This is a genomic window from Candidatus Protofrankia datiscae (assembly GCF_000177615.2).
GTDB classification, from domain to species: domain Bacteria; phylum Actinomycetota; class Actinomycetes; order Frankiales; family Frankiaceae; genus Protofrankia; species Protofrankia coriariae.
Genome location: NC_015656.1, coordinates 4345717 through 4370152 on the forward strand (window position 1 = coordinate 4345717; position 24436 = coordinate 4370152).

The following is a 24436-nucleotide window of genomic DNA, read 5'->3' on the forward strand; positions in this document are numbered from 1 at the left end:
CCGCCGCGAACGCGGCATGATCATTACTATTCTCTGGCGGAGTGTCTCGTGTCTTCGGTGTGCGACGTCTGCGGCAAGGGGCCGGGCTTCGGTATGTCGGTCTCCCACTCCCACCGGCGCACCCGGCGGCGCTGGAACCCCAACATCCAGACCGTGCACGCGCTCGTCGGCAAGACGCCGAAGCGCCTGAACGTCTGCACCTCCTGCATCAAGGCCGGCAAGGTCACCCGCGCGTAGCAGGCCGCGTAGCCAGGTGTGGCGGCTGTCGCCGCTGCCAGGCGTGGTCGACGGGGCCGATGCCCGCGCCGAGCGGAAAACCCGCTCCCACCGCGCCGGTGACGTAGTCCTTTGCCGCACGTACGGCATCGGGGACGTCCGCCCCGCGGGCCAGCAGCGACGCGATCGCGGACGCGAGCGTGCAGCCGGTCCCGTGGGTGTGCCGGTTGTCGTGCCTGGGCGCCCGGAGCATGACGCTGTGCTGGCCGTCGGTGAGCAGGTCCACGGCGTCGCCGGGCAGGTGCCCGCCCTTGACCAGCACCCAGCGTGGCCCGAGGTCGAGCACGGCGCGCGCGGCGGCCGGCAGGTCCGCCTCGGTCCGCACGTCGATGCCGGTGAGCAGCCGGACCTCGTCGAGGTTCGGGGTTGCCACCGTCGCCACCGGCAGCAACCGGGTGCGCACGGTCTCCACCGCCTCGGGCGCGAGCAGCGGATCCCCGTGTTTGGACACCCCTACGGGATCAACGACGACCGGGACGCCGACCCCGGCCAGCTCGCCCGCGACCGCGGCGACGATCGGCGGTGACGACAGCATCCCGGTCTTGACCGCGTCCACCCCGATGTCGGCCACGACCGCGCGGATCTGCGCCACCACGGCCTCCGGCGGCAGCTCCCACACCCCGTGCACACCCAGGGAGTTCTGAGCCGTCACCGCGGTCAGCGCGCTCATCCCGTGGACCCCGAAGGCCAGTGCGGTCTTCAGATCAGCCTGGATACCAGCGCCCCCGCCGGAGTCCGACCCCGCGATCGCCAACACCCGAGCCGGCGGCAGACGCGCGACCGGGCCGGGAGCGGAACCGAAAGAGACCACGGTCCCCACGCTAGACCGCTGCCCACCCGCCCCGCGCCGCCCGGCTGGTAGGCGGGCGGCACGGGGGCGCGAGTGGGGCGGTGACGTGGTTCTCGTCCCTCGCGGATCCAGGTTTTCGACGTCACGGCTCAGGGCGCGCGGAAGTGGTCCCAGCCGCCCGGCGCGGCGGCCGTCGGGCCGGGCAGCCCCGGTGGCCGGAGCGGGCCGCCGCGCAGGTCCGGCGGGACGTTGCCGCCCACGACCCGCACGCCTGGCCCGCCTGCGGCCGGGTCGGCGGCCAGCACACGGCCAATCACGGTGACCCCGGACGGCGGGGCGACGCCCGCCGGCAGCGTCCCGACCAGCCCGTGATCCTCGCCGCCGGTCAGCAGATGCCGGACGTCCACGCCGGGGACGGCCGCCCGCAGCGCGTCGGCGTCCACCTCCAGCACGACGCCGGAGGCGGCCGCCACATGCCCGAGATCGGCGAGCAGCCCGTCGCTGACGTCGAGTAGCGCGGTCGCGCCGGCCCTGGCCAGGACCGGCCCGGCCCCGTACGGCGGCGTCGGCCTGCGGTGGGCGTCGACCAGGGGCCCCTCCCGCACGCCCGCGAGCAGCAGCTCCAGCCCCGCGGCGGAGCGGCCCACCGTGCCGGCGAGGACGACCGACTCCCCCGGGCGCGCTCCCGAGCGGGTCAGCGGGGCGGCACCCCGTGGGTCCCCGAGCGCGGTCACGGCCAGGCAGACCTCGGTCGCGCTGACCGTGTCACCGCCGACGACGACCGCGCCCACCTCGGCGCACTCGTCGCGCAGGCCGTCGGCCAGGCCCTCGGCAAGCTCGACCGGGGTGGACGGCGGGCAGGCCAGGCCGACCAGCAGAGCGGTCGGGACGGCTCCCATGGCCGCCACGTCGGCGAGGCTCTGCGCGGCAGCTTTACGTCCGACGTCATATGGGGAGGACCAGTCAAACCGGAAGTGCCGCCCTTCCACGAGCAGATCTGTGGTAGCAATCACATAACCGGAGGGTGTCGGGACCACCGCGGCGTCGTCACCAGGACCCGCTGGCGGCGCCGGTGCGCCCAGTCTGGCCGCCACCCGGGCGATCAGACCAAATTCCCCTACCTCAGACACTCTCACCGGAGCCGATTGCCTGTTACCTTCTGTCGGCCCGTTGTTCTGCGGCACGGGTTGTCGACGTCCGACAAGGGAGCCTCTGTGGTCCACGCGTACATCCTCATCCAGACCGAGGTCGGAAAGTCCTCATCGGTGGCCAAGGAGATCGAACAGATCCCCGGTGTCACCCAGGCGGAGGACGTCACCGGCCCCTACGACGTGATCGCACGTGCCGAGGCGGCCAGCGTCGATGAGCTGGGAAAGCTCGTCATGTCGCGCGTGCAGACGGTCGACGGGATCACCCGCACGCTGACCTGCCCGGTGGTGCACTTCTGACGCCTCGCGCGCGCCTGTTCCCCGTCATGACCGGCCGGGACGACAGGGTGCGGGCATGGCGGTCACCCGCCGCGCGGCCCTGTCGGCCAGCCGGGTCACCGGGGCCAGCGGTCGGGCGACGGACCGGGCGGCCGGTCGTGCTCCTCGCTCAGATCATGGCCCTCGCCATTGTGATTCCGCTCACCGCGTGTACTGGCTCCCCTGGCCCGGTTACGGTCAACGGCGCTCCGGATCCGGCCGGGGAGCAGCGGTCGGCCTGCCTCACCCTCGGAGCCGCCCTGCCGTCCTCCCTGGGGCCGGGCCTGGAGCGTCGCGAGGTCCAGCCGGCGTCGCCGTTCGTCGCGGCCTGGGGCTCCCCGCCGACGGTGCTCTCCTGCGGCGTGCCGGGGGTCGCTCCCGGCTACCGGCCTGACGTGACGCTCGCGGTGGTCGACGACGTCGGCTGGTTCGCCGAGGAACGCGGTGACACCGTCCGCTACTCTACGCCTACTCGGCGTCCGCGGGTTGTGCTGCTACTCCCCGCGTCCGTCCAGGCCTTCGACGTGCTGGCCACGCTCGCCGCGCTGGTCCGCGACGCGACACGGTCGACGACGGCCTGAGCGCGGCCGGCCAGCAGGCGGCAGCGGCGACGGAGGGATACGACAGAGGGAGGCGACGGGGATCAGTGCAGCCCCGTGCCGTGACGGGTCGCCAGCGCGACCAACCGGTCCACCAACCGCGGATAGTCCAGGCCGGTGGCGGCCCACATCCGCGGGAACATCGAGGTCGGGGTGAACCCCGGCATGGTGTTCACCTCGTTGACGACGACCGAGCCGTCCGGGCGGACGAACACGTCCACCCGGGCGAGGCCCGCGCAGTCCAGCGCGACGAACGCCCGCACGGCGATCTGACGGACCGCGGCGGTGACCTCGGCGGGCAGGTTCGCCGGGACGTCGAAGCGGGCCGCGTCCGAAAGGTACTTGGCCTCGAAGTCGTAGAAGCCCGCGGACCCCGCGGACGAGGCCACCGTCACCTCCGCGGGCAGGCTCGCCTCCGGCCCGCCGCCGTCGAGGCTGCCGAGCACGCCGCACTCGACCTCACGGCCGACGACGGCGGCCTCGACCAGCACCTTCGGATCGACGGCGCGGGCGGCCTTCAGCGCGGTCGCCAGGTCGTCCCAGGCGTCCACCCGGCTGATGCCGATGCTCGACCCGCCCCGGGCCGGTTTGACGAACACGGGCAGGCCGAGGCGTTCGCGGTCGTCACCGCTCAGGGCCTGCCCGGCGCGCAGCACCGTGTACGGGCCGATGTCGAGCCCGGCGGCGGCGAGCAGGATCTTCATGTACTGCTTGTCCATGGCCGCGGCGCTGGCGAACACCCCGGAGCCGACGTAGGGGACGGCGGCCATCTCCAGCAGCCCCTGCACGGTGCCGTCCTCACCAAACGGCCCGTGCAGCAGCGGGAACACCACGTCGACGGCGCCAAGGCCAACGGCGCCAAGGTCGGCGGTACCGCGGTCGGCGGGGCCGGGGCCCGCCGAGACCGCCACCCCGTCGAGCGCTATCAGGCCGCCCACGGTGGGGTCACCTGGCAGCACCACCGGCCTGGCGGTGGCGTCGACCGCGGGCAGCACGCCGTCGCGGACGGCGAGCGCGTCCGGATCGTCCGGGCCGAGTACCCATCGGCCATCGGGGGTGATACCGACAGCGACAACGTCATAACGCCGCCGGTCCAGGGCTCGCAGGACGCTGCCAGCCGAGACACAGGAGATCGCGTGCTCGGTGCTGCGGCCGCCGTACAGGACGGCGATCCGGGTCCGGCGCGGCGGAGAGCCAGGCATGACGGGACCCTAACCGATGCCCGGCCGCGTCCCGCCGAACCCCACAGCGAGTCCACCTGAAGCACCGTTCAGGAAACACAAAACCGTCGCAAAATCAACCAAAAACAAACAATCAACAAGAAATATGTGACCGGCCATTGTCGGATCATGAGAACGAGGGAACAAACGGTCGCCATAACAGCCGTTTCCTTACTCATTCCTTCGATCACGGGAGCCTGACCGGGGTTTGGGGTCGCGTTTGGCGGATAGCCGCTCGTGGACGGTGTCCGTGGCGCGGGGTCGGGGATGGTCGGGGATGGCCGGGGATGGCCGGGGGTGGCCGGGGGTGGTCAGCCGGCGCGGTACTCGGGGCCGGGCTCCCGGCTCATCAGTTCCTTGACCGCGTCCAGCGGGGCCAGGCCCTCGTGGATGACCCGCTCCACCTGCTCGGTGATCGGCATCTGGACGTCCAGGGAGCGGGCCAGGTCCAGGACGGGACGGCAGGAGCGGACGCCCTCGGCGACCTGGTGCTGCTGGGCGTTGGCCTGGGCGAGCGGCACGCCCCGGCCGAGCTTCTCCCCGAAGGTGCGGTTGCGGGACAGCGGAGACGAGCAGGTGGCCACCAGATCGCCCATGCCGGCGAGCCCGGCGAAGGTCAACGGGTCGGCGCCGAGCGCCACACCGAGCCGGGTCGTCTCGGCCAGCCCCCGGGTGATCAGGGAGGCGATCGTGTTGGTGCCGAACCCCATGCCCTCGACCATCCCGGCGGCCAGCGCGATCACGTTCTTGACGGCGCCGGCGAGCTCACAGCCGATCACGTCCGGGTTCGTGTACGGGCGGAGGTAGGGCGTCCAGCAGGCTGCCTGGACCGCCCTGGCCACCCGATCGCTGACGCTGGCGACGACGGTGGCGGCCGGCTGCTCGGCCGCGATCTCCCGGGCCAGGTTCGGGCCGCTGACCACGGCGATCCGCTCCGGGGCCGCCCCGGTGACCTCCTGGATCACCTCGCTCATCCGCAGCTGGGAGCCCAACTCGATGCCCTTCATCAGGCTCACGTACACCGCGGACGGCTCCACCAGCGGGGCCCACCGCGCCAGGCAGGCCCGCAGCACCTGCGACGGCACGGCGATGACGACCAACTCGGCCCCGCGCAGCGCCTCGGCGGCCTCGAGCGTGGCGTCAAGTCGGTCCGGCAGCGTCAGGCCGGGCAGGTAGCGGGGGTTGGTGTGGCAGCGGTTGATCGACGTGACCACGTCAGGCTCGCGCGCCAGCAGCGTGACCCCGGCTCCGGCGTCCGCGAGCACCTTGGCGAAGACGGTCCCCCAGGACCCGGCGCAGAGAACAGCCGCCCGCCTCATCCGGACCGCCTGCCGGCAGCGGTCCGCGCGGCCGGGGATCCACCACGGCCGGCCACCGGCCGCGGATCGCCGGACCGAAGACGACCAGGCCGAAGGCTGCTGGTCTGAAGGCTGCCGGATCGGGCGTGACCTGGCCGGCGCCCGCCCGGCCGCTCGTGGCACGGCCGGCGGCGGCCCGGCCGTGCGCGCATCCGGTACGGCGCGCTGACGGCCGCCGTCGACATCACCCCGACACCGGCACGTTCAGCTCGCTTCACGTCGCAGGAGTCTTGCTCAGTCACGCAAAGACTGTCGAGAAGGCACCGGCGTCCGCACAGATCGTGTCCCAACCGGTGCGGCAGGACGGCCCGGGTGGCACGTGCCGACAGCCGGCGTGCCATAGAGTCGGCGTGCCATAGAGTCGGCGTGCCATAGAGTCGCTGCGGACACGAGCCGGTGTGTGACACCGGCGCCACCGGAGCCGCCACCCGCATGAAGCCGCCATCCACATGACCGGTTGGGTCGTTGTCGTACCGGTCAAACCGCTGGCAACCGCCAAGAGCCGGCTCGCCCGTCCGGACCGGGCGGCCCTCGCGCTCGCGATGGCCCAGGACGCGGTGGCCGCGGCCAGCGCGGTCGGCCGCGGCACGGTCGAAACCGTCATGATCGTGACGAACGACGGCGTGGCCCGGGCCGGAATGGCCGCCCTGTCGGGCCCGGGCCCCACCGGGCGGCCAGCGACCGACGGCGCCCCAGCGACCGACGGCGCCGCACTGACCGGAGGTACCCCGGCAGCCGGCGGCCGGATCGTCGTCGTCCCCGACATGCCTGACACCGGTCTGAACGCGGCCCTGGCGCACGGCGCGGCCCTGGCCGCGCGGTGGTGGCCGGACGCCGGTGTCGCGGCCCTGTCCGCCGACATCCCCGCGCTGCGCCCGGCCCACCTGCGCGCGGCTCTGCTGGCCGTGCCGGCGGGCGGCCGTGGCCTGGTCGCGGACGCGGACGGTACCGGCACCGTCCTGCTCGCCGCCGCGGCCGGCACACCGCTGGCGCCCCGGTTCGGGCCGGCGAGCCGCGCGGCACACATCCGCTCCGGCGCCCGGGACCTGACCGGGCCGCTCGGCGGGTCCGTCCGTGGCCTGCGCCGTGACGTGGACACGGTCGAGCACCTGTGGGAGGCGGTCAGCCTGGGCGTCGGCCCCTGGACCAGGCAGGTCCTGTCCGCCGGCCCGCGGCTGCTGCCGGCCCGGCGATAACGGGCCGGCAGCAGCCGGCCCTGCCGCGGCTCGCGGCGGGGATCAGACCATGGCCGCGGGCCCGGGCCCGGCGGTGCCGGTGCCCGTCCCGACAAGGTCCGCTCCTATGACGTCCACCCGCTGGCGTGTGGTGAGGGTGCCACGGCCCGGCCCGCGATAGGAGCCGGACGTGGGTGCCACCTCGGTGTAGTCCCGGCCGGTGGCCACGGTCACGTACCGCCGGTCCACCAGCCGGTCGTGACAGGGGTCGAGCGCGACCGCGCACGCCCCGCCGCCGATCGTCCCCGTGGCCGCGGGGACGATCACTTCTACCCAGGCATGTGAGGCGCTCTCACCGATCATGTGGCCGGAGACGTACCGTGCCGGCACGCCCGCGGCCCGGCACAGCGCCAGCATGACGTGCGCGTGGTCCTGGCAGACCCCGCGTCCCCCGGCGAGGGCCTGCGCGGCCGTGGTCGTCACGTCGGTGCTCCCGCCCGCGTACCCGATCCTGCGGTGCACCCAGGCGCAGCACCGCAACGCGGTCTCGAGCGGGTCGGGGACGGCCAGCGCCCGAGCTGCCGCGATCATGGTGGCGTCGGGCGCCGTCAGCGGGGTGGGTGTGAGCAGCCTGCGGCCGGTCAGCGCGGACGCCGGCAGCGTCGGCGGCCCGGCCCCGGCGGTGCGGGTGAGGACGACCGTGGCGTCGAAGTCGAGCCGCCGTGGCACGGTGTCCAGCCGCACCAGCGCTGCCTGGGAGCCGTCGACCGTGCGCTCCCAGGTGACGGTGGCCGTCGGGTCGGACACGGCGAGGTGGTACGCGCACACCGTCTGGTCACCATGCCGGCGCGGGGGGACGACGACCAGGCGGTGCGCCAGCTGCCAGGCCGGACCGTCATAGGTGTAACCGAACCGCTGCCGAACACGATAAGTCACTGACACGATCGCCGAGTCCGCCGGATCGACGTCCATTTCACTAGCGGAAAGCATACCGTCCGGCACTGTGCGCAACAAAGCTGCCTGTGTCACCTGTTACGCACGCACCGGCTGCGCCGGTACCGCCCCGGTCGTCACCGCCACGCTCCGGCGTCCGCCGGCCCCGAGCCACAGGATGTTTCCCCCACGCTACGATATTCACCCGAACGCATTTCATGAGCGTTACACATTGCGTTCGTCCAGGCCTCATCCCAGACGAGTTGCGCCGGTCCTAATCGCCCCACCCGGCTGCCTCGTCCCCAACGAACTGGCACCATCGAGGGCATGACAGAGCTGGTGGTGAACCGATCTGAGCAACCGCAGCGCAAACCGCGAAGCGCCCTGCTCGAACCGCTGGAAGCACCCCGGCCGCCGGTACCGTCAGATCTTCCAAATGATCGGTTCATCAACCGGGAAAAGTCCTGGCTGGACTTCAACGCGCGAGTGCTGGCACTCGCCGAGGACGAGAGCGTCCCGCTGCTTGAACGCGCCAAGTTCCTGGCAATCTTCGCCAGCAACCTCGACGAGTTCTACATGGTCCGGGTCGCGGGCCTGATGCGCCGGGAGGCGACCCGGCTCGCGGTGCTATCCGCCGACGGCCTCACCGCGCGCGAACAGCTCGACCTCATCAGCCGTACCGCGGCCGATCTCGGCGAGCGTCACTCGCGGTGCTTCACCGACGCCGTCATCCCCGCTCTGGCCGAGGCGGGCATCACCATCCAGTTGTGGAACGACCTGACCGACGGGCAGAAGGACCGGCTGCACCACTACTTCCACCAGCAGATCTTCCCCGTCCTCACCCCGCTCGCGGTCGACCCGGCGCACCCCTTCCCCTACATCAGCGGACTCTCCCTCAACCTTGCAGTCACTGTACGTGACCCCGGCGGGGATGGCGACCGGTTCGCCCGCGTGAAGGTCCCGCAGAACGTGCCCCGGCTGATCCGGGTCATCCCGGAGCCCCCGGCGGGCGTGGGCGGCCACCACCTCGCGCACGACCTGGGCGACGACGACCACGAGGTCTGCTTCATCCCGCTGGAAGAAGTCATCTCCGCCCACCTCTCGCAGCTCTTCCCCGGCATGGAGGTGGTGGACTCCCACCTGTTCCGGGTGACCCGCAACGCCGACCTGGAGGTCGAGGAGGACGAGGCCGAGGACCTCCTCCAGGCCCTCGAACGCGAACTGGCCCGCCGGCGGTTCGGCCCGGCCGTCCGCCTCGAGGTCGGTGACGACGTCGACGACAACCTGCTCGACCTGCTGATGCGCGAACTTGAGGTCACCCATCGCGAGGTGGTCCGGGTCCGCGGGCTGCTCGACCTGTCGGTGCTGTGGGCGCTCTACGAACTCGACCGCCCGGAGCTCAAGGACCGGCCGCACGTGCGGCGGACCCACCCGCGACTGGTGCCCTCCGACGATCATGTCGACTTCTTCACGGCGCTACGCGAGGGCGACGTGCTCGTCCACCATCCCTACGACTCGTTCACCACCTCGGTGCAGCGCTTCATCGAACAGGCCGCCGCCGACCCACACGTGCTGGCCATCAAACAGACGCTGTACCGGACCTCGGGTGACTCCCCCATCGTAGACGCGCTGATCGCCGCCGCCGAGGCCGGCAAGCAGGTCGTCGTCCTGGTGGAGATCAAGGCCAGGTTCGACGAGACCGCGAACATCCGGTGGGCCCGTGAGCTGGAGCGGGCCGGCTGCCATGTCGTGTACGGGCTGATCGGGCTGAAGACCCACTGCAAGACATGCCTGGTGGTCCGCCAGGAACGCGGCGGGCTGCGGCGCTACTGCCACATCGGGACGGGCAACTACAATCCGAAGACCGCCCGCCTGTACGAGGACCTCGGTCTGCTCACCGCCGACCCCGACATCGGCGCCGACCTCACCGACCTGTTCAACGTCCTGACCGGGTACAGCCGCCAGACCGAGTACCGCTCGCTGCTGGTCGCCCCCCAGCTCATGCGGAACGGGATCATCGAACGCATCGAGCAGGAGACCGAGGCGGCGCGCCGGGGCCACCCGTCCGGCGTCCGGATCAAGGTGAACAGCCTCGTCGACGAAGAGGTCATCGACGCGCTGTACCGAGCCTCCCGCGAGGGCGTGCCCGTCCAGTGCCTCGTCCGCGGGATCTGCGCGCTGCGCCCGGGCGTGCCAGGCCTGTCGGAGACGGTGCACGTCCGCTCGATCCTGGGCCGTTTCCTGGAGCACAGCCGGGTGCTGGAGTTCACCGCGATCCAGGAGTGCTGGATCGGCAGCGCGGACATGATGCACCGCAACCTCGACCGCCGGATCGAGGCGCTGGTACGGGTCGCGCAGCCGTCCCAGCAGGGGCCGCTGAAGGCCATGCTCGACCACGCCTTCTCCGACAGCGTGGCAGCCTGGATTCTGCGGCCGGACGGGACCTGGTACCGTCGGGCCATCGACCCGGACGGGCAGCCCCTGTCGGACTACCAGAACGACCTGATGGGCGTGCCGCCCCGGCGGGCGGCGCACGCCTGACCACGGCGGACAACCCGCCGGAGCCTCCGGTCGCGCGATCACAGAATGACCGCGCGACCGGAGGCTCTGCCAACTTGCACAGCCTTCGGCGGTGCCAACTTTCTCAGCCTCCGGCTGCGCAATCACTCCATGATCACACAGCCTTCGGCAGTGCCAACTTTCTCAGCCTCCAGCTGCGCAATCACTCCATGATCACACAGCCTTCGGTGGTGCCGAGCCAACTTCGCGGGACCTCCGAGGCCGGTGGTCCTGGTGCTCAGTTGTCCTGCGGATCCTCGCTGGCGGAGACGCTGGCCTTGAATTCCGAACCGGGCCGGAACTTCGGCACGACCGAGGCGGCGACGTGCACCGGCTCACCCGTCGCGGGGTTACGACCGGTACGAGCCGCCCGCTCGACGCGCTCGAAGACACCGAACCCCGTGATGGTCACCTTCTCACCGGCGGAGACGGCCTCCTGAATCGCGTCGAAGACGGCATCGACGGCCTTGGTCGCGTTCGACCGCCCGCCCTCGATCTGCTGAGCGATTCGATCAACCAACTGGGACTTGTTCACAACAACCTCCGGACGCCCCCCGCGGGCGCGGGGTAGGGAGCAGATCGGGCATCACACTGCGCTGCACCGTAGGCATGTCCACCGGTTAGGGCAATTCCCGTGCGCGTGTCGCGCGACACAAACATGCACGTCAGCGGCCCTTCTAGATCATCCGATGCCATCGGGAGGATGCCGGCGATCCGCCGATGGACTACGTTTCGTAACATTCAATGTTTTTCGCTGACTCCTGCCGGGACCGGTACGGTGGTGGGCAGCCAGCCGGGCCGGGTAGCCTCGAAGGCGGTGACGGCGTCCTGGTGGCGCAGTGTCAGGCCCACATCGTCGAGGCCCTCCAGCAGCCGCCAGCGGGTGAAGTCGTCGATGTCGAAGGCCGCGACGAGCCCGGGCGCGCGCACCTCGCGAGCGCCCAGATCGACGGTGATCTCGATGTTGGGGTCGGCCTCGACCTGGCTGGTCAGCGCCTCGACCGTCGCGGCGGGCAGGGCGACGGCCAACAGCCCGTTACCGAGAGCGTTACCACGGAAGATGTCGGCAAACCTGGCGGAGATCACCGCCTTGAACCCATAGTCCTGCAGCGCCCACACAGCGTGCTCACGGGACGAGCCGGTACCGAAGTCCGGGCCGGCGAGCAGGATCGTGGCACCGGCGTGGACGGGGTTGTTCAGCACGAACGCGGGGTCGGCCCGCCACTCGGAGAACAGCCCGGCACCGAAGCCGGTGCGTTCGATCCGCTTCAGCCACTCGCTGGGGATGATCTGGTCGGTGTCGACGTCGCTGCGCCGCAGCGGCACCGCCCGGCCGGTGTGGGTGGTGAACGCCTCCATCGCGAGTGCGCTCCCTTCGTCGGTGTGAGGTGTCGCGGGGGCCGGCCGGGCTGCCGGTCACGAGGACCGGCCAGGATGGCCGGCCGCGGGGTCAGAGGTCCGCCGGGGCGGTCAGCCGCCCGGTGACGGCGGTGGCCGCGGCGACGGCCGGCGACACCAGGTGGGTGCGGCCGCCGGGCCCCTGGCGTCCCTCGAAGTTGCGGTTGGACGTGGACGCGCTGCGCTCCCCCGGGCGCAGGGTGTCCGGGTTCATCCCGAGGCACATCGAGCAGCCCGCGCTGCGCCACTGCGCCCCGGCGGCGCGGAAGACCTCGTCGAGCCCTTCCGCCTCGGCATCGGCCTTCACCACCATCGAACCCGGGACGACCAGTACGCGCACCCCGTCGGCGACCCGCCGCCCGCGCAGGACCTCGGCGGCGGCCCGCAGGTCCTCGATGCGCCCGTTGGTGCAGGAGCCGATGAACACCGTGTCCACGGCGACGTCACGCAGCGGCGTGCCCGGGGTGAGCGCCATGTAGGCCAGGGCCCGCTCGACCGAGGCCCGCAGTGCGGGATCGGCGTAGTCGGCCGGGTCGGGGACCCGGGCGGCCAGCGGCGCGCCCTGCCCCGGGTTGGTACCCCAGGTGACGAACGGGCTGAGTTCGGCGGCGTCGATGACGACCTCGCGGTCGAAGGTGGCGTCGTCGTCGGTGGCGAGGGTGCGCCAGTAGGCCACCGCCTCGTCCCAGGCGGCCCCGGCCGGGGCGTGCGGGCGCCCCCGCAGGTGGGCAAAGGTCACCTCGTCCGGAACGATCATGCCGGCGCGGGCGCCCGCCTCGATGGACATGTTGCAGACCGTCATGCGGCCTTCCATGGACAGCGCCCGGATGGCCTCACCCCGGTATTCGATCACGTGGCCCTGGCCACCGCCGGTACCGATCCGGGCGATGATCGCGAGAATCAGGTCCTTGGCGGTCACGCCGGCCGGCAGCGCCCCGTCCACGGTGACGGCCATGGTCTTCGGCGGGCGCTGCGGCAGCGTCTGGGTGGCCAGCACATGCTCGACCTGACTGGTGCCGATGCCGAAGGCGAGCGCGCCGAACGCGCCGTGGGTGGAGGTGTGACTGTCACCGCAGACGATCGTCATGCCCGGCTGGGTCAGGCCCAGCTGCGGGCCCACGACGTGGACGATGCCCTGGCCGGGGTCGTTCATGGGGTGCAGCCGGACGCCGAAGTCGGCGCAGTTCTTGCGCAGGGCCTCGACCTGGGCGGCTGAGACCGGGTCGGCGATCGGCAGCAACGTGTCGGCGGTCGGGACGTTGTGGTCCTCGGTGGCGATGGTCAGATCCGGGCGGCGGACGGGCCGGCCGGCCAGCCGCAGCGCCTCGAACGCCTGCGGGCTGGTCACCTCGTGGACGAGATGCAGGTCGATGTAGAGCAGGTCGGGTTCGTTGTCGGCACGCCGGACGACGTGGGCGTCCCAGACCTTCCTCGCGAGTGTGCGCCCCATGGCCCACTCCTTCAGGTGGCTTTCTCGGGCCCGTCCGGCAGCGCCGGGCGGGGTGACGAACATGCGGTGCGGATCACTGACCCGGGCCATCCGAAACTTCGTACGCCCCCGTGCATCTCATTATTTGGGATGGCAGTATCAATGTGTGGAACAGCTTAGCGGAGTCGGTGTGCTGGACAAGGCGGCCCTTGTGCTGACCGCGGTGGAGACCTCCCCCGCCTCCCTGGGCGACCTGGTCGCCCGTACCGGGCTGACCCGGGCGACCGCCCACCGCCTGGCCGTCGCCCTCGAGGTGCACCGGCTGGTCGGACGCGACCCCAGCGGCCGGTTCGTGCCCGGCCCGCGGCTGGCCGCCGGCGGCGCGGCACCGCTGCCGTGGGCCCTGCTGGCCGCCGCCGCGCCGGTACTCGCGCACCTGCGGGACACCACCGGGGAGAGCACCCAGCTCTACGTACGGCGCGGGGACGTGCGGGTGTGCGTGGCCGCCGCCGAGCGGGCCAGCGGCCTGCGCGACACCGTCCCGGTCGGGACCATGCTGCCGATGACCGCCGGCTCCGGCGCGCAGGTCCTGCTCGCCTTCGGCGCGGACCCGTTCCCGGGCCGGGACGCCCGCGCCCTGCCCACGACCGGGACCGTGGGCAGGGCCGAGGGCGCGCCGGCGGGGGCGGCGGAACCGCCGGCGGGCGCGGTCTTCGGGGCGTCCACCCTGGAACGGGTGCGGCGGCGAGGCTGGGCCGAGAGCGTCGGCGAGCGGGAGGCCGGGCTCGCGTCGGTGTCGGCCCCGGTACGCGACGCCACCGGTCGGGTCGTCGCGGCGCTGTCCCTGTCCGGCCCGGTCGAACGACTCACCCGCTCCCCCGGCCAGCGTCACGGGGCCGCCGTCGCCGCCGCGGCTGAGCGGCTGAGCGGCTGAGCGGCCGGTCCCACCGGTGGCCCTGGGCCCGCTCGTCGAGGCGGGGTAGCGGCTTGCGGCCTTCCAGTACCCGCGGCGGACCCCCTGTACCCGCCGCGGGCTGGCTCCGCCCAACCTGGCGCGGCCGGCGTGACCCGGCCTCGTCGGGTCACCGGGGGTGAGAACGTCCACGCCTCGTGGGCAGCTCGTGAGCACCTCGGACGAAGGCGTTCCCGCCCATACCTGTCGTAGTGGGCGGCAGGTGGACCCGACGACGTCATTCGTCACATTTGACGGCCCGTGCTTTCGCCATAAGCGAACGCTCGCAGCGCGGCAACGTTCAGGACGACGAGCGTCCGTCCCCTGTTCGCGATCAGCCCGTCCGACCGGAAGGTCCGCAGGTCCCGGCCAACGGACTCCCGGGACGATCCGATGGCGGCAGCAAGGTCACGCTGTGTCACGCGCAGTGTGATCGCGATACTGCCGTCCGGATGCCTGTCCCCGTGCCGGTGCGCGAGCTCGAGCAGGTGCCGGGCGAGGCGGATGCCGGTCGGGTACGCGCCCAGTTCCGACCGGCGCCGGTCGGATTCCCGCAGCCGCCGGGTGATCGAGCTGACCAGGGCCCGTACGACCTGGGGATGGGTGGCCACGAACGTCCGGAACGCCTCGGCGGACACGACGACCACCTGCGCGGACTCCACCGCCACGACCGACGCCGACCGGGTCCCGCCGTCGATGACCGCCATCTCACCGATGAGATCACCGGGGCCGCGGTGGGCGAGCAGGGTCTCGTACCCGCTCTCGGCGACGGTCACGACCTTCACGCGCCCGGTCCGCACGATCATCACCAGGTCGGCCCGGTCGCCCTCCCGCAACAGGACGTCGCCCTGCCCGTAGTGTCGGACCATCCCGAGCGCCTCGAGCGCGAGCCGGTCCCGCGGGCTCATCTGGGCGTGTTCGCGTTCACCGCCGAGCATGCCCACGCCCGTCCGTGTCACCTGCGGTCACGTGTTTCCTTCTGTCACAGAGCTGGTGGCGCAGAGTACCTTTTTGCTCGGGTACAAAAACGGAGGCGGCCACCGGTACAGCGCCGCGACACCATACCGCCATGATCCTCACACTTTCCGCAATGATCGACGGACTGCGCGAGCATCTCCTGCCCGCTAGTGGCGTTTCCGTCATAAGGTCCTGGTCACCGGGCCTGTACCACGGTGTCTGGCCGGGTGTCCCGACCGGGCATCCCGGCCGGATGTACCACGGCTGATGCGTGCACAGGGGGGAGCACCGGCGATGCGCAGGCTGGGTTCCCGCTACGTCCTGCACCAGCCGCTCGGGAGGGGTGCCAGCGGCGAGGTCTGGCGGGGCGAACGGGTCGACGACGGCACCGGCGACCACGGGCTGGTAGCGGTCAAGATCCTGCGACCCGAGGTGTCCGACGACCCGGAGATCGTCGACCGCTTCCTGCGCGAGCGCCGGGTCCTGCTGGCCTTCGACGACCCGCACCTGGTGAAGGTCCGCGACATCGTCGCCGAGGGCAGCACCCTCGCGATCGTGATGGACCTCGTGGACGGGACGGACCTGCGCGGCTACCTGCGCGCGCACGGCCGGCTCCTGCCCGCCGAAGCGGTCCGGCTCGTCGGGCAGGTGCTCTCGGCCCTGGCCGTCGTCCACACCACCGGCGTCGTCCACCGGGACGTCAAGCCGGCGAACATTCTCGTCGACACCAGCGGCGGCGGGCCGGCCCGGGCCATGCTGACCGACTTCGGCATCGCCCGGCTGACCCAGAGCCCGTCCATGACCAGGCTTAGCGTCGCGATCGGCACGCCGATGTACATGGCGCCGGAACTCGCCGAGCACACCCGGGCGAGCCCCGCCGCCGACATCTACGGGGTTGGTGTCGTCCTCTACGAGCTGCTGGCAGGCCGGCCCCCGTTCGTCGCGCCGAACCCGATCGCCATGATCCGGGCACATGCCTTCGAGGCGCCACCGCCGATCGACGGGATCGACGGACCGCTGTGGGACGCCGTGTGTCACCTGCTGGCCAAACACCCCTCGGAGCGGCCCGCCACGGCGGAGACGGCCCGCCTGGAGCTGCGGGCCGCGCTGGCCGACGGGAAGAAGCGGCACGGCCACGCCTTCGAGGCGGCTGGGCCGCCGGACGGCGGGACCCCGGCGGATCCCGACGCGACAGTCGTGGTCGCCTCGCGGCAACCGCCCGACGAGGACGACGACCCGGCGACCCTGCTCTCACCGACGGCGGCATCCCCCGCGTACGTGGCGGGCCAAGAGCACGAGGACAAGGACGAGTCGGAGTACACCCGGACCGCCGTCGCCGGGCCGGCCGTCCCACCGGCGGCACGGCCATCGGTCGGGCAGCCACCACCGGGGCAGTCGGCAGCGGCACAGCTGGCCGCACAGTCGTCGCCGCCGGTGGGGGAACACCCGCGGACGCGGTCCGCCCGCGCCGGTGTCCTGGTCGCGGCCGGTGTCGCGGCTGCCGTGCTCGTAGGCGCCGGGTCGTGGGCTCTGGCCGCCGGCCTCGGTCGCGGTGACGGTGACCGGGGCGGCCGCACGACATCCCCGGTCACCGCCCCGGCAGCGGTACCGAACACCGCGGCTGCGGCCGGTCCGGCCGCCACCAGACCGTCACCAGTTGTGTCCGTCGCTTCCGTGCCGACGGCCGCGCCGCCTCCCACGGACGCCACGGCGCCGGCCGGCCCCGGACCGGACGGCGAGCCGACCAGCACTGGCGGCGAGCCGCCTGCTGCCTCGAGCTCCGCGCCGCCCCCGACATCGTCGCCGGATTCCCAGGCAGTGGTACCGGACGTCCGCGGCACGCTGCTCAGCCGCGCCTCCACGATCCTGCGCCGGGCCGGCTTCAGCGACATCCCCTACGTGTACGACTGCTACCGTTCCCTCGACGTCGGCAATGTGGTGCGCCAGGACCCGATGGCCGGCACGCGGGTCGCGACAACGTCCGCGGTACGCCTGTACCTGCAGGCCAACGACTGCTCGAACGTGCCGAACGTCGTCGGGATGACGCTGGACGACGCCGCGGCGACCCTCAAGAAGGTCGGCTTCACCAACATCCCCTACGTGTACGAGTGCCTGAACTCGAAACAGATCGGGGCCGTCGTCACCCAGTCGGTCGCGCCGGGGACCAGCTACGGCAGAAGCAAGCCGGTGAGCCTGAAGCTGCAGGCGAACAACTGCTGATCACCCAGGCTGGCCGTCACACCGGCCAGCCGTAACGGCCGTCGGTCAGCCGGAACGGTCGATCGGGCGCGGCCGGTTCGACCACAGCGGCGGAGCGGCCCGCAGACCTGACCGGGACTCCTCGGCGGCCCGGGAGCGGGTCTCCTCGCCCGCGCGCGGGCCCGACCGAGCATCGTCCCCCGACGACGACCGCAGGCCCGGCTCGGGGTCCTCGCCCGACCGCAGCCCCGGCCGGACGTTCTCACCGGACCACAGGTCGAGGCGGGCATCCTCACCGGAACGCAGGCCTGGCCGGCCGTTCTCCCCCGGGCGCAGGCCCTGCCGGGTGTGGCGGCCGAACTCGCGGGCCAGCGGCAGCGTGGGCCGTTGCGGGACGCGAGCGCCCACCGCGGACCGGTCGAAAGCCGCCCGGACTCCCGCCGAAGGCCGCGGGTCGACCGCGCCCTGGCGAGGCACCGCCGCCCACATGTCGACCTCGACGATGATCTCCCCGTCCTCGGAGGCCATCCGCAGCCGCCCGCCGTGGACCTCGACCAGGCGCCGCACGACGTACAGGCCCATGCCCGCGCCGTCGGTCTCCCGGGTGGCCGTCCCGTCCCGCTGGGTGAACGGCTCGAAGAGCTGGCGGATCGTGGCCGGGTCGAGGTCGGGGCCGGGATTGCGCACCCGCAGGATCACCTCGTCGCCCACCCGTCCGGCGATCAGCCGTACCGGCGCTCCCGGCCAGGAGTGCACCAGCGCGTTGTCGACGAGGTTCGCGACGACCTGGTGCAACGCCTGCCGGGCCATCCGCACGGGCAGGTTGGGCGGGACGTCGACGGTGACGTTGGCGGCCGTCGTCGGCGTGTAGGACAGGGTCGCGAGGACCTCGTTGACGACCTCGGGGAGATCCGCGACGCTGTTCTCCTCGGTGCCGGTGGCCGTCGCCGCGGTGAGCATGTTCTCCAGCAGCCGGGACAGCCGGTCGGAGTAGCTGACCGCCGAGTCGAGCATGTCGTCGAGCTGCGCCGGGGACATCCTGTCCCGCCGGCGCTTGATGGTGAGCAGGGTCCCACGGATGCCGGTCAGCGGCGTGCGGAACTCGTGGGAGACGGTGGCGACCAGGTCACTGCGGATCCGGTCGGTCTCCTCCAGGCGGGCCATCAGGCTCTGCTGTCCCTCGTAGAGCTGCGCCCGGAAGTGCTCGGCCCGCCGCCGCGCCTGCTCGTTGAAGTGCCAGAAGATCACCTGCGCGGCCGCCAGCGCGCAGATGAACGCCGCGCTGACCGCGGCGAACACCCAGGACGACCCGGTGCGCTCGGCCATGACGATCTGGTCGCCCACCACGCCGTTCGCCACGAACACGAACGCGATCGCCAGCAGGTAGACCGTCCAGTCCTCGTACAGGGCGATAAGGGCCACGACCACGAAGAAGTGGAAGTACACCTCGGTCTGCCCGTGCGAGAGGTGGACGAACACCACCGAGCTGCACAGCAGCCCGAGGCTGGTGGCCAGCGCCCGCAGCCGGCGCACACCCGGCATGACGGCCGCGCCCAGCAGCACCGCGGACGGGGCGGTCGAGGCCAGACCCTGCCAGATCCGGAAATCCTGGCACCAGGCGTAGACGACGATCGCGGGCAGGTGGACGGCCAGGACCCAGACCAGCAGCCGGTGCCGGGCGACCCAGTCCTCGGTGGGCAGGCCGCGCCCGTGCGGCATCCACTCCAGCAGCTCCTCGCCGATCTTGCTGGTGACGCTCGCGGGATCCACCGCCGCGGACCGGCTGCCGGAATCCGACAAATCGACACGACGAACCCGGCCGGCGCGCGCACCACCGTGGCGACGCCGCGCCCGGTCAGGTACAGGGGCCGCGGAGGACATCCGGGCTATCCTGCACCGATCACCATCGGACGCACCATGGCCGTCAAGGATGGTGTGCCATGCCAAGCATGCCTACCTGGGACTAGTAGACTGTCGCTGCTTAGTTCTGGTGTGTCTTGTGTCTGGGTGAGAGGGTTGGGTCTGGCAGGTCTCCCCGTCCCTCTGCCGGTCAGGACTGTGTCGTGGGTTCGCAGAAGAAGTGGCCGGTCACCTTGACCGAGGCTGATCGTGACGAGTTGGTTCGGGTGACCTCGACGGGGGTTCATCCGGCGTCGATGATCCGGCGGGCGCGGGTCCTGCTCGCGTTGGACACCTCGGTCGGCCCGGTTGCCTCCCAAGAAGAACTCGTGGTCCGGGTCGGGGTCTCGGGTGAGACGCTGCGGCTGGTCGCGAAGCGGTTCACCGAGACCGGTGGGGATGTGGGGGCCACGATCGGTCGGAAGGCACGGGAGCTTCCCCCGGTGCCTTCCCCGGTGACCGGCGAGGTTGAGGCCAGACTGATCGCGCTGGCATGCTCGCAGCCACCGGCTGGTTATGCACGCTGGTCGCTGCGGCTGTTGGAAAAGCACGTCGCGCTGGTCGCCGACATCCCGGACCTGGACCATTCCACCATCGGCCGGGTCTTAAAAAAACGAGGTTGCGTCCTCATCTGAGGAAGTGCTGGACCATCCCACCGAGGGCGAACGCGCAGTTCGCCGCGCGGATGGAAGACGTTCTGGCGGTCTACGCCCGGCCCCACAACCCGGGCGTGCCCGTGGTGTGCATGGACGAGAAGCCCTACCAGCTGTTGGCCCACGCCCGCGACCCGATCCCCGCCACGCCAGGGCGTGACCGGCGCGAGGACTCCGAGTACGTGCGCCACGGAACCTGCTCGATCTTCTGCTGGGTCGAGCCACTCGCCGGCTGGCGCCGCGTCCAGGCCACCCCACGGCGCACCAGGATCGACTGGGCACACCACGTCAGGCGCCTGCTCACCCTCGACTACCCCGACGCCGAACGGGTCGTGCTGGTCATGGACAACCTCAACACCCACGACATCTCCTCGCTCTACGAGGCCTTCGACCCGGCCGTCGCGTTCGCACTCGCGCAACGACTCGAGATCCACCACACCCCCAAACACGGCTCCTGGCTCAACATCGCCGAAATCGAACTCGCCGCCCTGACCCGCCAATGCCTCGACCGCCGCATCGACACCCTCGACGTCCTGAACACCGAACTCGACGCCTGGCAGACAGCCGTCAACGCCAACCAGCGCCAAGTCAACTGGCACTTCACCACCGATGACGCCCGCACCAAACTCCGCCACCTATACCCCACACATTAGCGGCGACAGTCTACTAGACCATCTTCACCAGTCCGCAACAGGTTCAAAAGGGGCATGGCGCGATGTGTGCCCACTTCGACAACCTGTGGGCTGCAAGGTGGCCTTCGGAAGGGCCGCCGTAGGAGGAGGACCCTGTGCTCCCCGTGACCCTGACCGCTGCCAGCCCGACCTGCGCCGCAGCCGCCATGGACCCGACCTGCGCCGGCCCGACATCCCCGCTCACCCCACTCACTCCGCTGCCCTCGCTCGCCGCGACGACGCAGGCGGTGGCCACGAAGGAGCCGGCCGAGGGCACCGTCCCCCGGCTGCGTCTGATCACTACCGGCCGCCGGACGGGTGAGACCGTCCACGGCCGCGGCGGCCCGAGCTCCTGCGGCTGCCGGGAGTGCGCGATGGCCCGTCATCCCGCCTCCCTCCCCCGTCTCGCGGTAGTCCGATAGCCCCGGTGGTCCGATAGCCCGATCGGGTGGTGCCGTGCCGGCTCGGCTGGCACGGCGGCCCGGCAGAGCCGTCTCACAGCGCCACGGACATCGCTTCGCTCACAGCAACCGACCTGATGTCGATGACGACCTGTCAGATCAACAGGTCGTCCCGCGTGAAACCGGGTTCGGCAAGCACCTCGTCGAACAGCACCCGCTCACCTCCCTGCCTGGCCGCACACATCGTGACGCTGCCTCGTGGGAACGCCTCGCGGAGGTTGCCTCCGGTGCGGCGTCATCGCGAGATCGCGCTGTCGGAGATCAGCGTAACCGCGCACGGATGGGCTCCACCAGAGGTCAACGCCAGAACCTGGCGAGGTATCTGGCGCGGCCGGTCGCCAAGGGCCAGCCGGCCGCCGCACGAGCGGCACAACGGATCGGACGCGGAACAAAGGCCGCCGACCATGATCACTCAGCTCGACGGCCTTTGCCATCCCTATTCCGATGTAGCCCCGACCGGATTCGAACCGGCGCTACCGCCTTGAGAGGGCGCGGTCCCGCCTGGTCGCCTCGACACGCTGACCAGCAGTTTCAGCCGCCTCATGAGATCGCGAGTAGGAACTTCGGGGCCAGTTCGGGGCCGTCCGTCAAGAGACGGCATCCCGACCTACCGGCGGTTCGCATCGAGGGGGCGTTCCGGGACGGTGAGAGATGCCCCGCCGCCAAGTCGTCGCCATCGGTCGAGCGGCGGTCCGGAGGTTCCGAGGGGCCTCCGGCCGGGCGGGCTGAGGGGCCGGGGCGCCGCCGAGACAGTGACGGCGCGAGCAGCGCGGGGGCATCTCCCCTACGACACCGCCAGTAAGCGTTGACACGTTGACAATCGGGGGCTCTGCGATCTGTTTGTGCTGGTCAGCATGGTTCCAGGGCTGTCAACAAGGTTCGTTGACAGGTGTTGACGCTGTTGACAGACCTGGATCTGCCTCCGTGGGAGGGCGGGTCCCGACCGGTCGATCCACCGGCCCCGGCATGGGGCCAGACATCGCCTGCGCCAAGCCCTAGCCTTGAGCACACGGCGGGAGCCCGGTTCGCTTCAGGACGGGGGAGGAGGTCAGGTGACATCGGTACATCCGGCGGCGAGCCCGCGGGGGACGTTCACGCGGGTAGCTGAGAGTCTGAGCCAACGGATCGAGACCCGGCAGATCACGGGCGACCTGCCGTCGGAGGCCGCGCTAGGCGCGGAGTTCGGCGTGTCGCGAACCACCATCAGGCGAGCCCTGAAGGCGCTCGCCGAGCGCGGCGTTATCGGCTCAGTCCCGGGAGTTGGCTGGCGGGTCGGAGGGCCTGCCGAACAGCGTCCACTGGTCGAACTGATGCTAGCTGAATTCGAAGGGAAGTCAGTCGGGGATAGTTTCCCCTCGGAGCGATATCTATGCGATAAGTATCGTGTCTCGCGTCCTATGGTCCGGGATGCCCTATCGCGGCTCGAAGGAACCGGTCTGTTGGTAACCCTTCCGGGCAAGGGTCGCCAGGTGGTGGCCCTGCCGACCCGCGACGAGAGGCCATAGCATGTCAGAATTCGACCTGAAGGCGCGCTCCTATGCCCTCGCGGAGGAGATGCTCTCTGGCCCACTACCCCGGCGATGGCGTCACTCGATGGGAGTCGCTCGACAGGCGAAGCGGTTGCTTCCGATCCTCGGCCCAGACGGAGATCTGCTAGAATCTGCCGCTATCCTCCATGATGTCGGGTATTCTCCATCGATCGCCATCATTGGCTTTCATCCGCTCGATGGGGCACGTTTCCTTCGTGCGCGCGGCGGAGTGCCTGAGAAAGTTATCCGCCTTGTTGCATACCATTCCTGCGCCGTTCTGGAGGCAGAGGAACGGGGACTGAAGCCCGCGCTCGAAAGCGAGTTCTCGGAGGAGAATTCGCGACTGGTTGACGCAATGATTTTTTGCGACATGACGACAACGCCGGACGGCGCGGAGACCTCGGTGGGTGAGCGTTTGGCAGAGATTCAACGGCGCTATGGGCCGGACTCCATCGTCACACGCTTCATAAGCCGCGCGGCTCCTGAACTTCGCGCGGCCGTTGAACGGGTCGAGAAGCGGCTAGCAGTGAACGAGCGTCAACCGATGTAGGGTTCCGTACGGGTGGTGTCGAGGCCGTGGGCGATGCGCAGGCGCATTGACGGGTGGATCTCCAGTCGATCGAGGTCTGACGGGTCAACCCACCTGACCTCCTTGGACTCACTGCTTGTCCGCAGGCCTCCCCCCGTGGGGTGGGCCCTGAAGCAGATCGAGAACTGCTGGCGAACCTCGCCGTCGTCATACCGCATGACGTGCCCCGGATCGGTGTAGAGGCCGCTTACCCCGTCGATTTCTACCGTGATCCCGGTCTCCTCCCAGACCTCGCGAGCCACAGTGTCAGAGATGCTTTCTCCGATCTCGTGTCCGCCGCCAGGTAGAGCCCATAGATCGTTGTCGGTCTTGTGGATGAGTAGAAGCTGCCCATCCGGGTTGCGAACCACTGCCGTAACGGATGGAACGACGGAGTTCGCCTTAGGGGCGTTCGGGTCATGGAAGTAGTCGATGCGGCCCACGGGTCATCCTTCCGGGAAATCTGTAGGTGATGTGATGGGACGCCCGCGCTCCCAGACGCGCTCGATACTGTCGGCATAAGTATCGAATAGTTCGCCTCCAGGGATGCGCTGGAGGTGCATGACGGGCGCCAAGTAGGCCCCTACGCCGTAGATGTGCCCGTTTACGAGCATCTGATCATCGGCCCGGTAGATCGAGTTGTAAAGGGTTGTCGAGTGCAATCGGAACTCGACGCCGGGGAGTCGAAACAACGGGGCGTAGTTCACAAGGGCGTTACGAATTTTTGAACCCATTGCCACCCCGATCCCCTCGTCGGTGCCTCTAAGTGCCACGGCTACACTTTCCGGCTCGCCAAGCATGAAGCGGATATGTAGCCCCTCGGTGGACTTCTCCTTAACTACCCTCAGGAATGCTGCGTCCTCTGTGAGCCAGAATCCGGAGTAGGCAAGGACATCGAAACTCCTTCGTGCTCCTGAGTACAGTTGAGGCCACAGGCTGTTCGGGGCCACCGAGCGATGCGGATAAAGCTTGATTAGCTCCGCGCTCGACGCTGCGGCCACTTCGGCCGAGGTTCGCTCGTCAGGCCAGAGATACGAGACCTCGCAGTTCAACAGCGAGGCCACCTGGTACTGAAATCGTCGGTAGGGCCTGCGGTCGGATTCGGTGATCCAGCGCTCGACGGTCTTCGAGGCGACTCCAAGCCGCGTCGCGACGTCCTCTAGCGACAAGCCGCGATCCACGATCACGCCCCTGAGGCGTTCGTTGGGCACGCTCAGCCCCCTTCGACCGATTAGGGATGTCCGGTCGTCACTGGACGACTTTAGGGACGTCCGGTCGTCCCTGGACGACTTGGGACGACTTGCGACGGTAGCCAGCCGGTCGCAGGTCGTCCAGTGACGGTGT

General features: G+C 70.6%; 24 protein-coding genes. 12 read left to right on the forward strand and 12 right to left on the reverse strand.

Going from position 1 to position 24436, the window contains the following annotated elements:
- The first annotated feature begins 48 nt into the window (after positions 1–48).
- The gene (rpmB, locus tag FSYMDG_RS18205) at positions 49–237 is read left to right on the forward strand and encodes a 50S ribosomal protein L28 (protein ID WP_013874853.1); all 189 of its coding nucleotides are present in this window, start codon (positions 49–51) and stop codon (positions 235–237) included.
- On the opposite strand, the gene thiD is transcribed toward rpmB, so the two are convergent.
- Together thiD and FSYMDG_RS18215 are read right to left on the reverse strand one after the other, a co-directional pair.
- Positions 224–1096: a bifunctional hydroxymethylpyrimidine kinase/phosphomethylpyrimidine kinase gene (gene thiD / locus FSYMDG_RS18210; RefSeq protein WP_013874854.1), complete on the reverse strand. Its 873-nt coding sequence runs from the start codon at positions 1094–1096 to the stop codon at positions 224–226. The two genes, rpmB and thiD, sit on opposite strands and share 14 nt — an antisense overlap.
- A gap of 119 nt (positions 1097–1215) precedes the next feature.
- Positions 1216–2202, reverse strand: a complete 987-nt coding sequence (locus FSYMDG_RS18215; RefSeq protein WP_013874855.1) for a thiamine-phosphate kinase — start codon at positions 2200–2202, stop codon at positions 1216–1218.
- A 78-nt stretch (positions 2203–2280) separates the two neighbouring features.
- Between FSYMDG_RS18215 and FSYMDG_RS18220 the strand changes: the two genes are divergently transcribed.
- Together FSYMDG_RS18220 and FSYMDG_RS18225 are read left to right on the forward strand one after the other, a co-directional pair.
- Positions 2281–2514 (forward strand): Lrp/AsnC family transcriptional regulator, encoded by a 234-nt coding sequence (locus FSYMDG_RS18220; protein ID WP_013874856.1) that lies wholly within the window; start codon positions 2281–2283, stop codon positions 2512–2514.
- A gap of 137 nt (positions 2515–2651) precedes the next feature.
- A complete protein-coding gene (locus FSYMDG_RS18225; protein ID WP_013874857.1) occupies positions 2652–3113 on the forward strand; it encodes a DUF3515 family protein in 462 nt (153 codons plus the stop codon).
- 62 nt (positions 3114–3175) lie between these two features.
- Here FSYMDG_RS18225 and FSYMDG_RS18230 read toward each other — a convergent pair whose 3' ends face one another.
- Both FSYMDG_RS18230 and FSYMDG_RS18235 read right to left on the reverse strand, forming a co-directional pair.
- Positions 3176–4333, reverse strand: a complete 1158-nt coding sequence (locus tag FSYMDG_RS18230; protein WP_013874858.1) for a D-alanine--D-alanine ligase family protein — start codon at positions 4331–4333, stop codon at positions 3176–3178.
- A gap of 329 nt (positions 4334–4662) precedes the next feature.
- Complete coding sequence (locus FSYMDG_RS18235; protein WP_013874859.1) at positions 4663–5670, reverse strand: NAD(P)H-dependent glycerol-3-phosphate dehydrogenase; 1008 nt, start codon at positions 5668–5670, stop codon at positions 4663–4665.
- 488 nt (positions 5671–6158) lie between these two features.
- Between FSYMDG_RS18235 and cofC the strand changes: the two genes are divergently transcribed.
- On the forward strand, positions 6159–6905 hold the full coding sequence (gene cofC / locus FSYMDG_RS18240) for a 2-phospho-L-lactate guanylyltransferase (RefSeq protein ID WP_013874860.1): 747 nt from the start codon (positions 6159–6161) through the stop codon (positions 6903–6905).
- A gap of 42 nt (positions 6906–6947) precedes the next feature.
- Here cofC and FSYMDG_RS18245 read toward each other — a convergent pair whose 3' ends face one another.
- Complete coding sequence (locus tag FSYMDG_RS18245) at positions 6948–7820, reverse strand: transglutaminase family protein (protein WP_347176565.1); 873 nt, start codon at positions 7818–7820, stop codon at positions 6948–6950.
- 324 nt (positions 7821–8144) lie between these two features.
- Here FSYMDG_RS18245 and FSYMDG_RS18250 point away from each other — a divergent pair, with 324 nt between their 5' ends.
- Positions 8145–10358 (forward strand): RNA degradosome polyphosphate kinase, encoded by a 2214-nt coding sequence (locus tag FSYMDG_RS18250; protein ID WP_043603972.1) that lies wholly within the window; start codon positions 8145–8147, stop codon positions 10356–10358.
- Between the two features lie 256 nt (positions 10359–10614).
- Here the strand turns inward: FSYMDG_RS18250 and FSYMDG_RS18255 are convergent, their stop codons facing one another.
- From FSYMDG_RS18255 to leuC, 3 genes are all read right to left on the reverse strand, one after another.
- Complete coding sequence (locus FSYMDG_RS18255; RefSeq protein ID WP_013874863.1) at positions 10615–10911, reverse strand: HU family DNA-binding protein; 297 nt, start codon at positions 10909–10911, stop codon at positions 10615–10617.
- Positions 10912–11117: 206 nt separating this feature from the next.
- Entirely contained in the window at positions 11118–11735 is a 618-nt protein-coding gene (gene leuD, locus FSYMDG_RS18260; RefSeq protein ID WP_013874864.1) for a 3-isopropylmalate dehydratase small subunit, read from the reverse strand.
- Between the two features lie 91 nt (positions 11736–11826).
- Positions 11827–13224, reverse strand: coding sequence for a 3-isopropylmalate dehydratase large subunit (leuC, locus tag FSYMDG_RS18265; RefSeq protein ID WP_013874865.1), 1398 nt, complete (start codon positions 13222–13224; stop codon positions 11827–11829).
- A gap of 145 nt (positions 13225–13369) precedes the next feature.
- On the opposite strand from leuC, the gene FSYMDG_RS18270 reads away from it, so the two are divergent.
- The gene (locus FSYMDG_RS18270) at positions 13370–14137 is read left to right on the forward strand and encodes an IclR family transcriptional regulator (protein ID WP_013874866.1); all 768 of its coding nucleotides are present in this window, start codon (positions 13370–13372) and stop codon (positions 14135–14137) included.
- A 263-nt stretch (positions 14138–14400) separates the two neighbouring features.
- Here FSYMDG_RS18270 and FSYMDG_RS18275 read toward each other — a convergent pair whose 3' ends face one another.
- Complete coding sequence (locus tag FSYMDG_RS18275; RefSeq protein ID WP_131772806.1) at positions 14401–15114, reverse strand: Crp/Fnr family transcriptional regulator; 714 nt, start codon at positions 15112–15114, stop codon at positions 14401–14403.
- Positions 15115–15406: 292 nt separating this feature from the next.
- On the opposite strand from FSYMDG_RS18275, the gene FSYMDG_RS23435 reads away from it, so the two are divergent.
- Positions 15407–17332 carry a serine/threonine-protein kinase gene (locus FSYMDG_RS23435; RefSeq protein ID WP_013874868.1) on the forward strand — a complete coding sequence of 642 codons (1926 nt, stop codon included), beginning with the start codon at positions 15407–15409 and terminating at the stop codon, positions 17330–17332.
- Positions 17333–17377: 45 nt separating this feature from the next.
- On the opposite strand, the gene FSYMDG_RS18285 is transcribed toward FSYMDG_RS23435, so the two are convergent.
- Complete coding sequence (locus FSYMDG_RS18285) at positions 17378–19192, reverse strand: sensor histidine kinase (protein ID WP_013874869.1); 1815 nt, start codon at positions 19190–19192, stop codon at positions 17378–17380.
- Between the two features lie 182 nt (positions 19193–19374).
- Between FSYMDG_RS18285 and FSYMDG_RS28800 the strand changes: the two genes are divergently transcribed.
- From FSYMDG_RS28800 to FSYMDG_RS24855, 5 genes are all read left to right on the forward strand, one after another.
- The gene (locus FSYMDG_RS28800; RefSeq protein ID WP_043602714.1) at positions 19375–19845 is read left to right on the forward strand and encodes a helix-turn-helix domain-containing protein; all 471 of its coding nucleotides are present in this window, start codon (positions 19375–19377) and stop codon (positions 19843–19845) included.
- Positions 19830–20516, forward strand: coding sequence for an IS630 family transposase (locus FSYMDG_RS28805; RefSeq protein ID WP_237702726.1), 687 nt, complete (start codon positions 19830–19832; stop codon positions 20514–20516). Before FSYMDG_RS28800 ends, FSYMDG_RS28805 begins: the two co-directional genes overlap by 16 nt.
- 134 nt (positions 20517–20650) lie before the next feature.
- The gene (locus FSYMDG_RS18300) at positions 20651–20956 is read left to right on the forward strand and encodes a hypothetical protein (RefSeq protein WP_013874870.1); all 306 of its coding nucleotides are present in this window, start codon (positions 20651–20653) and stop codon (positions 20954–20956) included.
- Positions 20957–22047: 1091 nt separating this feature from the next.
- Complete coding sequence (locus FSYMDG_RS29800; RefSeq protein WP_013874872.1) at positions 22048–22500, forward strand: GntR family transcriptional regulator; 453 nt, start codon at positions 22048–22050, stop codon at positions 22498–22500.
- Between the two features lies 1 nt (position 22501).
- Positions 22502–23074: an HD domain-containing protein gene (locus FSYMDG_RS24855; RefSeq protein ID WP_013874873.1), complete on the forward strand. Its 573-nt coding sequence runs from the start codon at positions 22502–22504 to the stop codon at positions 23072–23074.
- Here FSYMDG_RS24855 and FSYMDG_RS18305 read toward each other — a convergent pair.
- Together FSYMDG_RS18305 and FSYMDG_RS18310 are read right to left on the reverse strand one after the other, a co-directional pair.
- Complete coding sequence (locus tag FSYMDG_RS18305; RefSeq protein WP_013874874.1) at positions 23062–23535, reverse strand: NUDIX hydrolase; 474 nt, start codon at positions 23533–23535, stop codon at positions 23062–23064. The two genes, FSYMDG_RS24855 and FSYMDG_RS18305, sit on opposite strands and share 13 nt — an antisense overlap.
- A gap of 3 nt (positions 23536–23538) precedes the next feature.
- Positions 23539–24303, reverse strand: a complete 765-nt coding sequence (locus FSYMDG_RS18310; RefSeq protein WP_013874875.1) for a helix-turn-helix domain-containing protein — start codon at positions 24301–24303, stop codon at positions 23539–23541.
- Positions 24304–24436 lie beyond the last annotated feature (133 nt).